At 69.9% G+C, this 15,309-nt stretch carries 14 protein-coding genes; 8 read left to right on the forward strand and 6 right to left on the reverse strand.

Annotated features, from left to right (window positions below):
- Positions 1 to 162 precede the first annotated feature (162 nt).
- Positions 163 to 2,232, reverse strand: coding sequence for a hypothetical protein (locus tag ACFWVP_RS10580; RefSeq protein ID WP_384495379.1), 2,070 nt, complete (start codon positions 2,230 to 2,232; stop codon positions 163 to 165).
- 189 nt (positions 2,233 to 2,421) lie between these two features.
- Here ACFWVP_RS10580 and ACFWVP_RS10585 point away from each other — a divergent pair, with 189 nt between their 5' ends.
- Positions 2,422 to 3,462, forward strand: a complete 1,041-nt coding sequence (locus ACFWVP_RS10585; RefSeq protein WP_384495381.1) for a DUF3533 domain-containing protein — start codon at positions 2,422 to 2,424, stop codon at positions 3,460 to 3,462.
- A gap of 20 nt (positions 3,463 to 3,482) precedes the next feature.
- On the opposite strand, the gene ACFWVP_RS10590 is transcribed toward ACFWVP_RS10585, so the two are convergent.
- Complete coding sequence (locus tag ACFWVP_RS10590) at positions 3,483 to 3,896, reverse strand: hypothetical protein (RefSeq protein ID WP_384495383.1); 414 nt, start codon at positions 3,894 to 3,896, stop codon at positions 3,483 to 3,485.
- Between the two features lie 388 nt (positions 3,897 to 4,284).
- Here ACFWVP_RS10590 and ACFWVP_RS10595 point away from each other — a divergent pair, with 388 nt between their 5' ends.
- The 3 genes from ACFWVP_RS10595 to ACFWVP_RS10605 are packed head-to-tail and all read left to right on the forward strand — an operon-like array spanning position 4,285 to position 5,819.
- Entirely contained in the window at positions 4,285 to 4,782 is a 498-nt protein-coding gene (locus ACFWVP_RS10595; protein ID WP_384495385.1) for a phospholipase, read from the forward strand.
- Between the two features lie 46 nt (positions 4,783 to 4,828).
- Positions 4,829 to 5,494, forward strand: coding sequence for a hypothetical protein (locus ACFWVP_RS10600; RefSeq protein ID WP_384495387.1), 666 nt, complete (start codon positions 4,829 to 4,831; stop codon positions 5,492 to 5,494).
- 40 nt (positions 5,495 to 5,534) lie between these two features.
- Positions 5,535 to 5,819, forward strand: coding sequence for a hypothetical protein (locus ACFWVP_RS10605; protein ID WP_384495389.1), 285 nt, complete (start codon positions 5,535 to 5,537; stop codon positions 5,817 to 5,819).
- A 28-nt stretch (positions 5,820 to 5,847) separates the two neighbouring features.
- Here ACFWVP_RS10605 and ACFWVP_RS10610 read toward each other — a convergent pair whose 3' ends face one another.
- From ACFWVP_RS10610 to ACFWVP_RS10620, 3 genes are all read right to left on the reverse strand, one after another.
- Complete coding sequence (locus tag ACFWVP_RS10610; RefSeq protein WP_384495390.1) at positions 5,848 to 8,196, reverse strand: hypothetical protein; 2,349 nt, start codon at positions 8,194 to 8,196, stop codon at positions 5,848 to 5,850.
- A gap of 55 nt (positions 8,197 to 8,251) precedes the next feature.
- Complete coding sequence (locus tag ACFWVP_RS10615) at positions 8,252 to 8,698, reverse strand: ATP-binding protein (RefSeq protein ID WP_384495392.1); 447 nt, start codon at positions 8,696 to 8,698, stop codon at positions 8,252 to 8,254.
- A gap of 156 nt (positions 8,699 to 8,854) precedes the next feature.
- Complete coding sequence (locus tag ACFWVP_RS10620; RefSeq protein ID WP_384495394.1) at positions 8,855 to 9,442, reverse strand: hypothetical protein; 588 nt, start codon at positions 9,440 to 9,442, stop codon at positions 8,855 to 8,857.
- A gap of 526 nt (positions 9,443 to 9,968) precedes the next feature.
- Between ACFWVP_RS10620 and ACFWVP_RS10625 the strand changes: the two genes are divergently transcribed.
- The 4 genes from ACFWVP_RS10625 to ACFWVP_RS10640 all read left to right on the forward strand — a co-directional run bounded on the left by ACFWVP_RS10625 (position 9,969) and on the right by ACFWVP_RS10640 (position 13,965).
- Positions 9,969 to 10,481, forward strand: coding sequence for a hypothetical protein (locus ACFWVP_RS10625; protein ID WP_384495395.1), 513 nt, complete (start codon positions 9,969 to 9,971; stop codon positions 10,479 to 10,481).
- Positions 10,482 to 10,650: 169 nt separating this feature from the next.
- The gene (locus ACFWVP_RS10630; protein WP_384495511.1) at positions 10,651 to 11,502 is read left to right on the forward strand and encodes a helix-turn-helix domain-containing protein; all 852 of its coding nucleotides are present in this window, start codon (positions 10,651 to 10,653) and stop codon (positions 11,500 to 11,502) included.
- Complete coding sequence (locus ACFWVP_RS10635) at positions 11,499 to 11,705, forward strand: DUF397 domain-containing protein (RefSeq protein ID WP_384495397.1); 207 nt, start codon at positions 11,499 to 11,501, stop codon at positions 11,703 to 11,705. Before ACFWVP_RS10630 ends, ACFWVP_RS10635 begins: the two co-directional genes overlap by 4 nt.
- 256 nt (positions 11,706 to 11,961) lie before the next feature.
- Positions 11,962 to 13,965, forward strand: a complete 2,004-nt coding sequence (locus tag ACFWVP_RS10640) for an N-6 DNA methylase (protein WP_384495398.1) — start codon at positions 11,962 to 11,964, stop codon at positions 13,963 to 13,965.
- Between the two features lie 97 nt (positions 13,966 to 14,062).
- Here ACFWVP_RS10640 and ACFWVP_RS10645 read toward each other — a convergent pair whose 3' ends face one another.
- The gene (locus ACFWVP_RS10645) at positions 14,063 to 15,148 is read right to left on the reverse strand and encodes a S1 family peptidase (protein ID WP_384495400.1); all 1,086 of its coding nucleotides are present in this window, start codon (positions 15,146 to 15,148) and stop codon (positions 14,063 to 14,065) included.
- Between the last annotated feature and the right edge of the window lie 161 nt (positions 15,149 to 15,309).

Genomic DNA, 15,309 nt, shown 5'->3' on the forward strand with positions numbered 1-15,309 from the left:
CCGGCCACGCGCGGGGAAGGTCTCCGTGACCACGGCGTCCCGTACCGTCACCGACGCACAAGCCGTACGCGCGCCGGCGGGTCACCGGCCGCCCCGTCCGGCTCTGTACGGCTTCGCGCGACTCCGTCCGGATCATCCGTTTGCCCGTCCGGAGGGCACGCATCAGCTGTCGGCGTGCCGGTCGATCCAGGCGAGGGCCGCCGCGCGTTCGGCCTCGGTCGGCACGGGCTTCAGCTGGTCCGGGTGACATATGAGGTAGTGCTCGCGGGCGGTCCGCAGACCGATCGCGCGGGCTTCGGAGGAGAGGCCGGGGTGCTCGGCGACCTCCAGGGCGCGCTGCCACCAGCTCCGGCTGCGGAGGTCGGCGGAGTAGTGCCACAGCGGCTGCCCGGGGTCGGCCACGCCGATCAGCACGCGGTGCAGGACATGGGCGCTGATGCCGGGGGTTCCGAGCAGCCGGTCGGCGACGAGCAGCGGGTGCTCCCCGTCGAGGCGGGCCCGGAGCAGCACCCAGGTCATCAGCTGGCCCACGTCGTGGGCCGGGGAGGTGACGAAGTCCCACAGCTCGGCGGCCTTGGCCTCGTCGGGGGCGCCGAGGTGGGTGAGGAGCCGCAGCTCGTTCTTCCAGACCGGCCGGGCCCCGTTCCACCAGGAGGTCAGCTTTCCCGCGGCCGGATGGTCCAGGGCGAGGGCGAGGCAGGTCACGGTGACGAGCGGGTGACGCCATTCGACGTACGTCGTCCGGTACTTCTTGGTGAGGTCCTTCAGCCTGCGTGGCAGCAGCGCGTCGACATCGGACTCCGTGGCCAGGCCGTGGGCCAGGAGGAGTTCGAGGCAGAAACCGAGCCCCTGCAGATCGGTCTCCGGGTCGGCCACCCGGGCTCTCAGCCAGTGCGCGTCGGCGTCGGTGAGGGTCCGGTACCGGTGCCACACATCGCACAGCCTGCCCTCGTAGGCGGTGAGATCGGGTCCGGTGCCGGACAGGAGTTCACCCCGGGCCGCCTCGTAACGGTCCACGGCGGCCAGCATGTCGTCGGGTCCGGTGCCGGGGAGCACGGTGCGACCGGGACGGAGCGCCTCCTGCCGCACGAGGTCCAGCTGATCGTCGGCCCCGTCCGCGGCGAGGACGCGCAGGGCACGGGGCAGCTGTTCGTCGGTGCTGAGACGGACCGCCGCGAGGGCGGCGTAGGACTGACCGGTACGGTGATCCGCCCCCGTCCGGCGGCGCCAGTCGCCTGTGACGGCTCCGATCAGCGCCTGGTACAGCCCGCGCAGTGAGGACTCCGGCAGGTCGTGCGCGGCCACTTCCGCCGCGAGGGCGGCCGCGGCCCGCACCGCGTCGGGTTCGCGGAGCGACCGGTGGAGCGTCAGCCAGGCGTGGACCGTGTCGCGGTCGCCGGTGAGCGCGATCCCCCGCACGACGGCCAGGCTCCGCTCGGACGGCACCCGGGAAAGGACGGCTGCTGCCGGGGGGCCGAGGACGGCGACGATCTCCCACGCCTCGTCCAGGCCATGGCGCAGCAGCGCGTGGAGCAGCTCCCGCCAGGCGCCCCACTCCGCGAGCCGCCCTTCGTACTCCTCCCGCCAGGCACGCAGCAGCCGCCCCGTCTCGTCGGACGTGAGCCCGTCCCGCCGCTCCAACGAGACCGCGAAACGGGTCGCGTCAAGGAGGCCCAGAGGGCCCTGCAGCCGCTCGTGGAGCCACGCGGCTTCTACGGGGGACAGTGGCCTGTACCGGAGGAACGGCCCCGTGCGGTCCACCGGTTCGTCGAGCGCGTCGAGGAACTGGCGTACGCCGTCGGGGTCCGCGGGGTCGGGCAGACCGGCGTCGTCCCGATGGGTGATCCGGTCCAGCCGGAAGGCGCCCTGCGGTCCGCCGTCGACGATCCGGAATCCGGCAGGCCCCTCGCCGAGCCCGGCGGCGACGGCGGCATGGTCGCCGCCCCAGTGCAGCAGCAGCTCGCCCGTCAGGGCACCCGAGCGGTCGAAGGACCGCTGATGGGACTGCCGGTGCCAGTACGCGAAGGAGACGGCACCGGTGAGCCCCCGTGCCGCGATGAGCTCGGCGGCGTCCTCGTGGCCGTCGGACTGGGTGTAGCGGCTGCGGTTCGGCGGCGGAAGCACCAGGAACCCGTCCCGGCCGAGCCCCTGCCACCATCGTGTGACCACGGCGAGGTCCGAACCACTCCGCTGCGCGCGGCGACCGGCCGGGGCGGCGACTGGGCTGTTCACGTGCTGCCCCCTGGGCTTTTCGGGATCCGTCACGGACGGTCCTCCCGTCCGTGATTCACCCTGCCACAGGACACTGACACCCCGGATTCCGCCCGGTGTTCAGTCGAGGCCGGGCCACCCCCTACCCCGCATCCGCCATTCGGCCCCGCCCCACCTGCGTGAGGGGCCTCCCGCCCGGACCGTGGGGGCATGACTTTCGCCCGCGAAGTGAAGAACGCCGTCACCCCACGGGCCGCCCTGCTCGTCATCGGTGTGCTCGGGCTGCAGCTGCTGTTCATCGCGTCCTACGTCGGGGCGCTGCACAGGCCCGACCCGACCGACGTCCCCTTCGGGGTCGTGGCCCCCCGGCAGGTGTCCGCCCAGCTCGTCACCCAGCTGGGAGAGCTTCCCGGCGGTCCGCTGGACACGCGAGCGGTCGACGGTGCGGCCGAGGCCCGCGAGCAGATCATGGACCGCGACCTCGACGGCGCCCTGATCGTCAGCCCCGAGGGAACCACCGACACCCTGCTCGTCGCCTCAGGCGGCGGCACCGCGCTGGCCAACTCCCTGACCCGGATCATCACGAAGACGGAGGCGTCCCAGCAGCGCACGGTGCGGACCGTGGACGTGGCCCCGGCGTCGGCGCAGGACTTCGACGGCCTCTCGTCGTTCTACCTGGTCGTGGGCTGGTGCGTCGGCGGCTACCTCTGCGCCTCGATCCTGGCCATCAGCGCGGGTTCCAGGCCCGCCAACCGGCAGCGCGCGCTGATCCGCACCGGTGTCATGGCTCTGTACTCGATCGCGGGCGGGATCGGCGGCGCGGTCATCGTCGGACCGGTCCTCGGCGCGCTGCCGGGCAGCGTGTGGGGGCTGTCCGGACTGGGCGCCCTGGTCGTCTTCGCGGTCGGCATGATCACGCTCGCCCTGGAGGCGCTCACCGGCATCGTCGGTATCGGCCTGGCCGTGCTGATCGTCGTGATCGCGGGCAACCCGAGCGCCGGCGGCGCCTTCCCGCTCCCGATGCTGCCGGACTTCTGGCGGGCGATCGGCCCCGCCCTGCCACCGGGCGCGGGCACCTGGGTGGCCCGCTCGATCGCGTACTTCAAGGGCAACGCGGTCACCGGACCGCTGCTGGTGCTCTCCGCCTGGGCGGTCGCCGGTACCGCCGTAACCCTGCTGTCCGCGATGCGGCGGAAGCCGGACGCGGCCACGGAAGCGGCGAAGGGCCAAGGCGGCTCGAACCTCGCCTGAGGCGACGGGCCGTCATCCCGTCATGCGCGGAGCGGCTGGAGAACCCCCCGGCGCTGAAGCTCCTCGACATGTTCGGCGGCACGCCGCGGCGCGTCCCCACCTCGCACCAGGACACCTGCCTCGATAGCGCGCCGGGCGGCGGATTCCGTGAGGTTCGCGCTGCCCAGGAAGAGGACGCGGCGGTCGGCGACGACCTCGACCGTTCCGCTGACCGGGTAGAGGCCGAGCGGCCAGATCAGATGGGGATGAGTGCTCGTACCGGCGTCGAGCACGGGGAAGCAGCTCGTCTCCTCGTGGCGCCCGTAGTTGAGATAGCCGCCTTGGTGACGCCAGAAGTCCAGGGTCGTGGTCACCCCGGCCGATGCCTCCGGCCAGTGTTCCTGCAACTGGCTGAGAACCCCGCCCTGATCCAGCCCGGAGGATATGAAGGGCACACTCCGTGTATGCCTGGGCGGCCGGCACCCCCTGACCTGCACAGACCGCCTCCTCATGGGCTTTCGCTCATCGTGCGCGCGGGGGCATGAGACTTCGGTAGTTGCGCCGGGGAGCCACGCAATGCAGGTCGTTGCTCGGAATCGGAGCCGCCCCGGCGGCAGCCCAGGCTCGCGAGCGCCAGATCCGGCCTCCACTCCACGATTCAAGCCACCCGCCCCTCCACTCCGGGCAGACCTCATATCCATCACCCGACAGGCACGCCAACTCTTGGCGTCGAGTCGACGCAGCATCTAGGCATGACAGGTACATGGCGGCATCCTGGCACGGCCCGTGCGACCCGCGACGCACGGACACCACAGCTCCCCCACATCTCTAGAAGGGTTGCTCATGCGTCGTCGCCTCGCCACGCTGCTCGCCGCAGTCGGTCTGTCACTCCCGCTCGCGGTCATCCCCGCCGCATCCGCTTCGGCCGCCCCTGCGGACAAGCCCCAGGTGCTCAGCTCCTGGACCCAGACGAGCGCCTCCAGTTACAACGCCTGGAAGGCCGCCCGCAACAACCAGAGCGCCTGGGCCGCGTACGGCTTCAACTGGACGACGGACTACTGCAGCACCTCCCCCGACAACCCGTTCGGCTTCCCCTTCCAAACCGCCTGCGCCCGCCACGACTTCGGCTACCGGAACTACAAAGCCGCCGGCACGTTCTCCGCCAACAAGGCCCGCATCGACTCCGCCTTCTATTCGGACCTCAAACGCGTATGTGCGGCCTACTCCGGCGCAACGCTGAGTTCATGCAACGCCACAGCCTGGACGTACTACCACGCCGTGGACATCTTCGGCGTCGCACCGGCTACGGCGGGCTCCAGCAGATCACCTCAAGCTGCCTGACCGTCGCCGATCCGGGGCTCGGGTTGCGCATTGCAGCCCGAGCCACGTGGGAAGCGACCGGGTCTCGCCCAAGTTGCAGGAGATCCGGTTGCGGCTCGACGGCCTGCCGACTGCCATGGACCAGAACCAGTGGCTGCTGTCGAACTCCGACGCGGAGCGTCGGGGATGGATACGCGCCAACAGCGAGCACATCAGGGATGCCGCCGCCTATACCGGCCTGCCGGCAGACATGATCGCGGGAATAGCCTGGCAAGAGGTACAAGGTGATCCGAAATGGTTCGACGACGTAAGTGACCAGTACCGACAAAATCAGCACGAGGTGTGGCCCGAGTTCCAGTGGGTGGCCGAGAAGGTCGGGCTTGACGGTGAAGCGGATCAGACCTCCATGGGGCCCATCGCGATTCAGATCCGCAGATCGGCAGAGGTTCTCGGATATGACCCGGAGAACATGACACAGGCCCAGCGCGACGAGGTGGAGAGGGCTACTCAGGATCCGGCGACCAACGTCTACATCGCGTCGGAATACCTCGTCCAGCTCAAAGCAGATAGTACGTTCGCCGATGTGCCGGCGGACCGGATGACTCCCGCGCAGTACCAGGAACTCGCCGCCCGGTACAACGGCGGCCCGTACTGGCAGACAGGCGACGCCCAGGCGTACGGCCGCGGCTTCACTTACAAGCTCGATGAAGCAAGGCAGGCTTTGGGTGACTGAGCAGAACACGACGAGTCAAACGAGAAGGTCTCCGGGGAGGGTGGTCGCGACAGCTCTGTGCGCCGTCCTCCTTCTGGTACTGCACACCATCGGCAGCTTTTTCGTACTGAACGCCCTGCTCGCCGAACCCCAAGGGCCGTGGGACACCGGCATCACCGACACTGCGCGGGCCATGGCTGTCTTCGCCCTGGTGACCGAGCTGCTGGCCGCTGCGGTAACGGCCGCCTTCGTCGCACTGGTGGGCCTTCGGCGTTGGTGGTACGCGATCCCCGTGGCTCTGATCCTGACGGCGATCGGGCGGATGGTGTTCGCACCGGCTCCGTGACGGGCTGTGAGCTCCTAGCGGGACCATTTCACAGGTCGATGTCGCCTCCGTCGGCTCTCGGCGCAAGGCGTGGCGGCAGCTCCCTCGGTGGGTTCGCGTAGGCGGCATAGGCCCGCTCCTGTTCACGCCGCCAGACCTTCAGCAGCGCCTCCTCGGTCCGCGGCACAGCCAGCCCGGCGGCTTTGAGGATGTCCCGGAAGAATGTGACGGGCCCCCCATCGACCCCCAGGACAACTGCCGAAAGCATGGGTACGTCGTGCGGAATGTTGCCGTCCAATGCTTCCATGCGCTGTTGCAGGTCGGCGCGTGCCCGGCCTCCATCAAGGAGAGGCGCCGGGATGGAGGTTCTCTGTGCCGCAACGGTGACGAGCCGCCTGGCAAGCTTGTCCACAGGCCCCTCGGCCGGGGGCTTCGGCTGCTCCACACGCTGTATCGGGGCTGCGGATGCGGGCTCGGCATTGCGCCGCCGCTCCGCCCTGTACGGTGCCAAGTGCTGCTCCAGGACAGGATCCCCTTCTGCCCTTCGGAGTGCACCCTCCAGGAGGCCGACGACGTGTTCGGGGGTCTGAGTCGCTAGCTTCCTCCGCTCCTGCTGGGGCAGGTCTTCACCGTCCTGGTATGCGAGCCAGGCATGCGCGCCGCTGACGACCTCGCTCGCCACCTTCCGGGCCGCCTTGCCCAAATCCGGTACCAATTGCTCCAGTTGCGCCGTGAGCACGCGCACCCGCCGGACGCTGCCGGTGTCCCTGATCACGCTGGTCCCCCCGCGTCTGACCGCGGTCCGAGGGCGCAGCCCGGTGAGCGCATGGTCGCGCCGCTGCGGCACGGCCGGGCGCTCCGGCCGGAGCTCGTGCCTCGGTGGCATCGACCGCGCGGGCGTGCCGTGAGCAGCGAAAGCCCGGTCGGTCTCCACGGCAGCCCAGCGCCTGATGTGCGAGGAAGCCTCGGCATGAGGTACGCCGAGTCCCGAGAGCACCTCCGAAAGGTCCGGCAGCGGAGCGCCGTCCTGCCGGATCAGTGCGGACAGCACGGGTACGTGCTCACGCAGCGGCCTGTCCACGTCCACGAGGAGGGCGGTCCTGTCGCCGGCCGCGTACGTGGCGAGTTCGGGGCCGACGGTCCGGACGAGCGTCTCCCATGTGGCAGTGGAACGCAGGCGTGCACGTTGCGCAAGGGCGTCCCGGAGCGCAGTCACCAGATCGGGGCGGGCAAGGGGACCCCGAGTCACGGGTACCGCCTCCGGGGGCTTCGAAGGCGCCGTGCGGGTGGAAGGCACCACAGCGTCGTCCGCTCCCGCCCTCGTCGTTCGAGGTTCGGGGACCGGGGTGACCCTCTGTTCGGCGCGGTCTCCGGGCGGCGGAGTCCATAGGCCCGTCCTCTGGGCGTCGTGCGCGTTGAGACGTACATAGCGGTTCGCCTCGAGGGCCCAGTCCCCGCCACTCTCGTGCAAGAGGATACGAGCACCCTCGGACGCACGGTAGACATGATCGGGCGGGGGCGCATCGGTGTCGCCCGGGAGTGAGATCACCGTACGGACGACAGGGCTGTCCACCGGCTTTACGTCCGCGGTGAAAAGCTGTCGGCCTTTGGTGGAGAACGGCGAAGCCTCGTGTGTCGTGGCCTCGGGGACGAGCGCGAACACCACCCCTCCCTGTACCGGGAAGGCGATCGGCATGGGTTGCGGGCGCGTCAGTCGGATCTCCTCGACACGTGGCGTGACAATGCCGGACGGCGTCAACGCGCAGTCTTCGAGCGGGGTCCAGGCGACGGTGCGGTCGCGCGCCTCGGCGCCGATGTGAACTCGCCGTTCACCGCCGACCGTTTCGCAGCGAACGCGCAGGCAATAGCCGTGGCGGCTGACGATCTGCTGGGTGACCGGTCCGTCGGAGGCGAGGACCCAGTCGACGTCGCTGCCATCGGCGGCAAGTTCGTCGGCCGCACGGCGCCATGCCCGGTATTCGAAGGTGCTGAGCTGGAAGCGCAACCTGCGGCGGCTGCCGGCGAGGTGCACGTCCACCGCGTCTCCGGGGCCGGTTCCGAGATCGCGGGTCCGCACCTCGCCGCGTAGCTTCCGTTTGTCCAGCAGGCGCCGCACACCTTGCTTGATGAACAAGTGGTCCGCACTGGACTCGCCGTTGGCTGTGCGGCTGCAGGTGGGGGCGCTGGGGTGATGCGCGAAGTGGCACACCTTGTTGGTGTACCGGCGGTCGCTCAACTCACCGCCGCATCCGTCGAGCTGAAGCCCGCACCAGTACGTGTGGGTGGGGTGAGCCTTGCGCCAGAAGTCCAGCTCATGAGGATCCATCGGCAGGATGACTGGCAGATCGGAGTTCTTGTCACCGATCACGGCAGTCTGAACAAGTCGGTAGTCCAGCAAGGTGGCCCCTCCCCCTCAAGAAGACCCCCACAAGCATGTCAGTCGTTGACTGAGTTCACAAGGCACGCGTGGAAATCACCTCCGCCCAGACCGTCTTGGTGTGGGTGTCACGAACTGTGCAGCCCCAGCGGTCCGCGTACGCGTCGACGATGAGGAGCCCGCGTCCTGCGGTGACATCAGCGAGGGCGGGTGACAGGTTCGGCAGGAGGCGCTCGGGGCGGGCGTCCGTCACTTCGATGCGCACGGCGTGAGGCAGGAGCCCGAGAGCCAGGCGGAAGTCACGGCCGGGCAGGCGACCGTGGGTGATCGCGTTGGCGGCCAGTTCGGCCGTGACCAGGGCGACCGTCCGGGCGGTGCCGGAGTCGTATGCGATCCCCCACGCGGCCAGCTGCTGTTCGGCCAGCCGCCGCGCGAGGCGGGCTCCGCGCGGGGTGCTGCTGAGGCGGATGACGAACTCGGCCGGCTCGGCGCGGAGTCCGGCGGCGACGCTTCTCGATGACATGCGGCCACCGTGCCGCCGCACCCTCGGTGTCGGCCAGGGCGCTCCGCCGTACCACGGCGCACGGTACGGCCGTTGTACGGGCACCGCGGTACGGCAATCGGCAAGTGGCGGACGATCGATGCGGCGTCGTCTCGCCGCTTGTCGCGCGCGGGTTCGTCAGTTGTCGATGCCCAGATCAGCACGCATCGACTGCTTCAGTGCCCCAAGGTGGGGCCAGACCTGCTCATGGAACGCATCCTCCAGGGCCGCCAGCTCCTCGGCGTATGTGGAGGGTTCAGCTCCGTACTTCCTGAGCGTGCCGTACGCGGTGTTCAAAGCCGTCTTGGCCGCGCTGGCGGCACGCAGCACCGCGTCCGGGAAGACCATCTGGGACTCCGCATAACTGTCCCGAAAGCCCAGTCGGGCCACTTCCAAGTTGTTCAGCGCCGCATCGACGTCCTGCCTGCCTCGCAGCGCATGCACGTAGTTGGTCATTTCCGTCACGTACTGGCGTGAGGCGGTGTTCAGTGCGATGTAACAGGTGCGCCGCCGTTCAAGGCTCTCGCCCTGCCACTGCCTGGCCTGCTCCGCCTGGAGCAGCGCCTCGGCGTGACCGCGCTCCTCGCGCCGTTGCTCGGCGGCGGCCTGGAGTTCCATGCGCTTGGTGCGGTCCGCACGGTTCTGCGTCAGCAGCGCGGCTCCCAGCGTTCCCGCTACGCCCACGACGGCGATCAGCAGACCTACCCAGTTGGAACCCATGATCATGCCCCCTTCGTGAGGTCGAAAGACCTCACCCCCACGGCAGGTACTCCCTCCCGTGCGCCTCTACGAAACCCCCGGGGCCTCACCAGTACACCGCCGGGGTTCCGTCCTCTGCCGCATCGTTTTCCCGCCTCGCATTCTGGCAGGCCTACTTCACGCTGGTCCGCAGCTCACGTGCTTCAAGAGCAGCTACAGCGGGACGAGTGCACGGCGTTCGCTTCGCTCGCACGGAGGCTACGAACCGAAGGGGGCTCCCGGCGCTCGGAATGCCGAGGCCCGGCTGATGCGCCGATGCGCTCCATCGGCAATCCAGTTGACCCGCCGTGCCGATGACGGGCCTGTCCTGCTCAAGTCGAAGCTGACCGCAACGTAGGGGTGTCGCCCGATTCGCCAGATGCTGTAAGAACACGTTATGTATTTATGCCCGCACTGTGCGCAACCCGTCAGGCGTACCCGCTCGGGTCGCGTGGCACGTCACCTCCTGACCGTGTACAGCGACCTCCGGTGCAAGGGGGAAGGTGCACGGCCCGTGCGCGGTGCAGGTGGCAAGACCTCCGAGGACATAGCCGCAGACCGGACAGAGGCGACCCACGAGCTTCCCGCTCCGAAGTGGCTTCCCCCCTGGCAGCAGCGGCACCTGGCCTCACTTGCCCTCCCGGCCTCGGGGGACGTGCGGATCTGGCTGCCCTACACGACATCCCTGGGACACCGCGCCGCGATCGGCACCATGATGCCGACGGCGACCAAACCCCTGTGGGACGGGCAACGCGGCTGTTGGACAGCGCCGAAGGGCCACTTCCTGACGCTTTCCAACAAGCTTCTGAAGCGTCACAGGCATCTGATCCTTGGCCGCCAGTACAGGCCGGGTGAGCGGTGCAACGCCCGCTGCAAGAATGCCGAAGGGCCGTACTGCACCTGCTCGTGCCGGGCGAAATACCACAGTCGCGGGCGGTGGATGGAGAACTTCGTCACGGTCAACGAGTTCGGCACCAACTATCGGAACGAGTCGTGGCACTGGCTTGTGGCCACCTCGGCCCGCTGACGACAGACCGGGCCGCCGCGGCCGGCCACAGTGACCGCCGAGGGTGTGCGGCGTACGCCGCACGAGGGCTTGTACGGGCGTTGTGCGGGTCCGGGGCCGTGACGCGGGACAGTTTCTGCTGTTGAACCATGTCCAGTCGCAGTGGGGTGACGGGAAGGGCGTGAGAGCAGTGCGGGAGCCGCGGGACGGACACGCGACGAAAGCGAAGGCGAGGGAGGACGGCGAGCTGCCAGGGGTGTGGGTGGCGTACGGCACGCTCCTCCAGCACCTGCGCAAGCGGGCGGGGTTGAACCAGCAGGGGCTGGGAGAGGCCCTCGGGTACTCGCTGGAACAGGTCGCGTCGGTCGAGCAGGGGCGGCGGCCCGCGAAGGAGACGTTCACGGTCGCGGCGGAGCGGGTGCTGGGGGCGGGGGGTGTCCTGGACGCGCTCCAGGGAGAGGTGGACCGGGCGAAGCTCCCGCGCTTCTTTCGCAACTTCGCGCTCATCGAGGCGGAGGTACTGAGCCGCTTCTCGTACGACCCGTTGCTGGTGCCGGGGCTGTTGCAGACGGAGGCGTACGCGAGGGCGGTGTTCGCCGGCCATTGTCCACCGTTCGGCGAGGAGGTCATCGACCAGCACACAGAGGCGCGACTGGGGCGTCAGAGGTTGCTGACGCGGGACCCCTTGGCGGAGCTGTCGTTCATCATCGGGGAGGAGGCGTTGCGGAACCCGGTGGGTGGGGCCGAAGTGATGCGGGGCCAGTTGGAACACCTGATGCAGGTGGGCAGGTTGCGCAACGTGGAGGCTCAGGTGATGCCTGCCGGCGGCGGCTTCCATACCGGCCTGGACGGCCCGTTCGTCCTGGTCGAGACGAGTGAGCTACGACGCCTCGGGTACATCGAGTCCCAGGAGATCGGGTGCATCGTCAGCGATCCGGCAGACATCAGCGGCTTCGGGTTGCGATATGGCAAGCTGCGATCGCAGGCCCTGAACGCCCAGGAGTCTGCGCGGCTCATCGAACAGCTGGTGGGAGAGACATGAGCGTGGAGCAGGTATCCGGAAACGCGCACGAGCTGCACTGGCACAAGAGCAGCTACAGCGGATCGGGCGGCGGCGACTGCGTGGAGGTGGCTGTCGGCCGCGCGGCGATCTACGTGCGGGACTCGAAGGTCGTCGGCGGCGGGCCCTCACTGCGGGTCGGCCGTGGCGAGTGGGCGGCGTTCCTCTCCCTCGCTCGGGGATAGCGCGCGACGCGGCTTCCTGAACGGGGCCGACGGGCTCGCCCGCATCACGTGAAGTGACCGCGGCCGGGCCCCTCGTCATGAGGGACAGCATTACGCCCGGGACCAGATGCGCCGAAAGTCCCCGGCCTCCACATCTTCCGCACGACGAACCCACCCTCCGCCCTGTGAACAAAGTCAACGAACGTAGTAGCCTGCCCTGACTGAGGCCGCTGGGACGCCGACCCGCCCGGCCCGCCAAGGACCCGGGGACCCTCGAATGCGTACAGCCAACTCCGTGCCGGTCAGTCTCGCCGAGATCGCCCGGATCGCGGGTGTGGGGCGTGCGGCGGTCAGCAACTGGCGCCGGCGCCACGACTCGTTCCCGTCCCGCATCGGCGGTACGGATGTGAGCCCCCAGTTCTCGCTGTCCGAGGTCGAACACTGGCTGCGCGACAACGGCAAGCTGCACGACGTCACCGGCCGCGAATTCCTGTGGCCCCGGTTCGAAGCGCTGGGCAGCAGGGACGAATCGGGACTCGCCGTGGCCGAGGCCGCCCGCCGGATGCGCTCCCCGCGGGCCCGTTCCCATGACTCGGACCTCTCCGAGGAGGCGCGGGACCTGGCGGGTGAGGCGGCGCGGCTGGGGCGGAGCGAAGGGCCGCGCGAGATGTTCGAGTTCCTGTTGCGGCGGTGGCTGGACACCCACGTCCGCCAACTCAGCACCACACCCACCCGGCTGGCCTCCCTCATGGCCCGGATCGCGCTCGGCGCACGGCTCGGCGAGGGCGCCGGCGGCCTCACGGTCTTCGATCCCGCGTGCGGCACGGGGCATCTGGCCCAGGCTGCGGCGCAGGAGTACGCCGGTCCGGGCCTGGCGCTCCTGGGATGCGAACGCGATCCGGCGCTCGCCGCCCTCGCCGCGGCCCGCCTCGGCTTCGCCACCGAGGGCCGGACCGACGTGCGTACGGAGATCGCCACCGCCGACGCCCTGCGCGCCGATCCGTATCCGGGGCTGAAGGCCGACATCGCACTGTGCAACCCACCGTTCAACGAACGCGACTGGGGTTACGAGGAACTGGCCACCGACCGGCGCTGGACCCACGGACTGCCGCCCCGCACCGAACCGGAGCTGGCCTGGGTCCAGCACCTGCTGACCCATCTGCGGCCCGGCGGAACCGCCGTGGTGGTCCTCCCGCCGGCCGTCGCGTCACGCAAGGCGGGCCGCCGCATCCGGGGCTCCCTGCTGCGTACGGGAATACTGCGGGCGGTCGTGGCGCTGCCGCCGGGCTGCGCGCAGCCGCACAGCGTCTCACTCCAGCTGTGGGTCCTGCGGGCCGCCCCCGACGGACCCGGCTCAGCGGCCTCGGGCGCCCAGGACGCCCTCCTGGTCGACGCGACCAGGCTCGCGAAGCCGGGCACACGTGAGCAGGGTCCCGACTGGGACCCGCTGACGGACTTCGTGCTGTCCGCCGTGTCGCGGCTCGACACGCCGGGGAGCGAGCTTCCGGACGGTGCCGTAAGGATTCCTCTACTCGACCTGCTGGACGACGAGGTGGACCTCACCCCGGGGCGTTACACCTCCGCGGGCAGTGATCCGTCGGGGGTCGAACTCGCGGCGTCGTGGGAGGAGCTGACCGGTTCCCTCGGCCGGCTGACCGAGCTGACGCGACGTCTGTCGAAGCTCGGACTCTCGGCCGGGGAGTCCCGTACGACGGCCACGGTGGGCGACCTCGTGAAGGCCGGCGCTCTCACTCTGCGCGCCGGGCAGCAGCCGGAGGAATCCGCGGTGACCCCGCTCCGCGGCACCGGTCTGCCGTTCCTCAACGTCGCCGACCTGCTGATGGACGGGACCCCGAGCGCCGAGGTCGCTCCCGACGCGGCGCCGACCGTGGCCGAGGAGGGCGATGTCGTGGTCGCCGGGGTGGTCCGCGCCTTCCGGGCCTGGGTGCACGAAGGGCCGCCGATCGCCGTGGGCCCCCAGCTCCACGTCCTGCGCGTGGACGCCGAGAAGCTGGACACCCACTTCCTGGCCGGGTGCCTGCGCGCGCCGTCCAACGGCCGCCAGGCCGGTACGCACGCCTCCAGCTCGTCCCGTGTCGACATCAGACGCCTGCATGTGCTGCAACTGCCCCTGGGGGAGCAGGCGGCATACGCGGAGGCGTTCCGGCAGCTGACGTCCTTCACCCAGCTGCTGACACGTGCCGACGCCCTGGGCGGACAGCTCGCGGGCGACATCGGTGACCGGCTCGCGGCGGGCGGGCTGACATCACCCGGCCGGTGAAACGGGGCGGGCCTCACCTCCGCGTGAGGCGGGCCCGTCCGCCTCACGTGGAGGTGAGGGAGCGGGCCCGCCGTCAGCGGAACGCGTGGAACCGGGGTCAGCCGATCTCGGCCCCGTACGCCGCCAGCGCCTCCTGCACCGGCTGGAAGAAGGTCTCGCCGCCCGAGGAGCAGTCGCCGCTGCCGCCGGAGGTCAGACCGAGGGCGGTGTCGCCCGAGAAGAGCGAGCCGCCGCTGTCGCCCGGCTCGGCGCAGACGGTGGTCTGGATGAGCCCGTTGACGATGTCGCCGTTGCCGTAGTTGACCGTGGCGTCCAGGGCGGTGACCTCACCGTCGTGGACCTGGGTGGTGGAGCCGCTGCGGGTCACCGACATGCCGACGGTCGCGTCGCCCGCCTGGGTGATCGCCTGGGTGGTCCCGTCGTAGAGGTCGACCTCGCTGGGGTGCTCCACGTCGGCCGTGTACTTGACGAGGCCGTAGTCGTTGTCCGGGAAGCTGGAGCCCTCGTTGGCGCCGATCTCCGCGCCGCCCTGCGAGTCGGACCAGCTGGTGATGGACTCGGTGCAGTGTCCGGCGGTCAGGAAGTACGGTGCGCCGTCCTTGACCACGTTGAAGCCGAGCGAGCAGCGCCCGCCGCCGCCCCAGATGGCGTCGCCGCCCGCGATGAGGGGCTTGAACTCCCCTGCGGTCCTTCTGAGTTCGGCCTTGGAGCCGAGACCGTCGACCACCGCGCCGAGCTTGTCCCAGGCAGGGCCGTCGACCGTACGGTCGGCGGTGACGACCACCTTGTTGCTGACCGGGTCGACCGCCCAGGAGGTGCCGGGGAGCGCCGCCTCGTCGGTGAGGGTCTGCCGGGCCGACTTCAGCTCGACGAGCGAGTTCCGCACGATCCTGGCCTTGCCGCCGGACTGGCGCACCTGCTCGGCGGCCGCCGCGTCGAGAACGTTCACGACGAGGTTCTTCGCCTCGGCGTCGTAGTACGCGCCGGCCGCGTCGCCGCCCAGGGTTTCGTCCAGGGTGGTGGCGAGATTTCCGGCCGCGTCAGCTGTCAGTGTCCGTGCCGTGAACCGGGGAACTTCATCGCTGGCGTTCGCAGTCTGGAAGGTGACTCCTGCTGCGACCAGGGCGACGACGGCCGAGCCGGCCAGGGCCGCACGCTTCCTGGGTATGCGTCGGTGCTTCAACTTCGACCTCCTGTGGGGCCGCGTTCGGACAAGTGGGGTGCCCGGAACACGGAGGATGGAGCCGCCCACTATTCCGACGCGCCCAGTGGCACACAAGGCCGACTTCAGGACGCTCACACGACGGCGACGCTTCGCTCCCCAGCCGTTCACATGAGGACGCC

The sequence above is a fragment of the Streptomyces sp. NPDC058637 genome (genome assembly GCF_042717325.1).
In the GTDB taxonomy this organism is placed as follows: domain Bacteria; phylum Actinomycetota; class Actinomycetes; order Streptomycetales; family Streptomycetaceae; genus Streptomyces.